The organism is Parabacteroides sp. AF18-52 (assembly GCF_003479145.1).
Taxonomy (GTDB): domain Bacteria; phylum Bacteroidota; class Bacteroidia; order Bacteroidales; family Tannerellaceae; genus Parabacteroides; species Parabacteroides faecis.
In genome coordinates this window covers 1-1,863 of the sequence record NZ_QUGR01000039.1, presented here as the reverse complement: position 1 = coordinate 1,863, position 1,863 = coordinate 1, and the positions used below count along the sequence as shown (strand labels likewise).

Here is a 1,863-nt window from a genome sequence, read left to right as displayed (position 1 = left end):
GCGCGGAAGGCGGTGATAGACGCCATGAACGCCGGGACGGTGCGTGTGCTGTTCGGCTCTACCTCTATGCTCGGAACGGGTGTGAACGCCCAGAAACGGTGTGTGGCTATCCATCATCTCGATACGCCGTGGCGACCGTCCGACTTGCAACAGCGTGACGGACGCGGAGTTAGGGCAGGTAATGAGATTGCCAAACATTTCGCCGGGAACAACGTGGATGTAATCATCTACGCGGTGGAGAAGTCACTGGACAGCTACAAGTTCAACCTCCTGCACTGCAAGCAGACTTTCATAAGCCAGCTCAAAAGCGGTGCGATGGGTGCGCGTACCATCGACGAGGGGGCAATGGACGAAAAATCGGGCATGAATTTCTCGGAATACATGGCGTTGCTCTCCGGCAATACCGACCTGTTGGACAAGGCGAAACTGGAAAAGCGGATCGCATCGCTCGAAGGGGAACGCAAGTCGTTCAACAAGGGCAAGCGTGATTCGGAGTTCAAGCTGGAGTCAAAGACCGGCGAGTTGCGCAACAACACGGCTTTCATAGATGCCATGACGGAGGACTGGAACCGCTTCCTGTCGGTGGTGCAGACCGACAAGGAGGGCAACCGCCTTAATATAATAAAGGTGGACGGAGTGGATTCCGCCGATGAGAAGGTCATCGGAAAGCGTTTGCAGGAGATAGCCAAGAATGCCACGACCGGAGGGTTGTACACGCAGGTCGGTGAACTTTACGGTTTTCCGATAAAGGTGGTGAGCGAAAGGATACTCAAAGAGGGATTGGAGTTCACCGACAACCGCTTCGTGGTCGAGGGGAACTACAAGTACACCTACAACAACGGGCATCTGGCGATGGCTGACCCGTTGGCCGCCGCCCGCAACTTCCTCAACGCGATGGAGAGGATACCCTCCATCATCGACCAGTACAAGGCGAAGAACGAGGTGCTGGAGATGGAGATACCGCAGTTACAGGAGATAGCGGGTAAGGTGTGGAAGAAGGAGGACGAGCTGAAGCAGTTGAAGTCCGAACTTGCCGCCCTTGACCGAAAAATTCAGCTGGAGCTTGCGCCACCCACGCCCGAAGTCGCAGAAAAGGAGAATGAAGGGCAACAGCTCAAGCCGGAAGCGGAAGATGTGAGGAACAGGCAGGCGCAATATCCCGAAAATGCACCGCCGCAGATACGCAGTCCGGCGGATAGTATCGTTGCCAACCATGTCATAATCGGGCGTCCGGGACTGTATGCCAAGGAGGAAACCCGGTCCAAAGGATTGAAAATATAACCTAAGGAATTTTATCTGAAGTATTAATAAGGGCTATCCCAAAAGGTCTAAAAGTAAATTTTATCCTTTCTGCAAGTATCTATAGGATGGCAACTGCATTTTTTTCTTTTTGGGCAGCCCTTATTAAAATTTATTCTTATTTTAGGTTATATACATTCATGTCCATTTATGTAAAAAATCCTGCTGACCTTGTTTATGTCTTGTCAGTCACCATTTGCAAAACCATATTTGACCCTCAAAGAGGCTGAATTTGATAAGTAACTTGCTACATACTCATAATAAGGAGCTAAATAGAACACGAATGGGAAATACACAAATGCTAAACTAAAGAAGATATTGGCCAAAATAAACGCTATACCGAGAGAGAAACTTGATTTTTCAACTTCCTAAAACGGTGTTGTTCAAACATTTCTACTTATTTGTACTTGCCAGTTGAACCTACGCTTCCCTAATAAAATGTCTATGGTAAAAAGTTAAAAAATCCTCCCACTTTTGTTAGATATATTTTTTTGTGTAATTTTGTAATCGTTATGCGGCAGTAATAATATACATATTAATACGAGTTAGTAATCCTGTAGTTCT

At 47.8% G+C, this 1,863-nt stretch carries 1 protein-coding gene; it reads left to right on the top strand.

The features are described from left to right. Window positions 1-1,281, top strand: a 1,281-nt coding sequence (locus DWX23_RS24700) for a helicase-related protein (protein ID WP_122376451.1), incomplete at its 5' end; no start/stop codon positions are given. Between the last annotated feature and the right edge of the window lie 582 nt (window positions 1,282-1,863).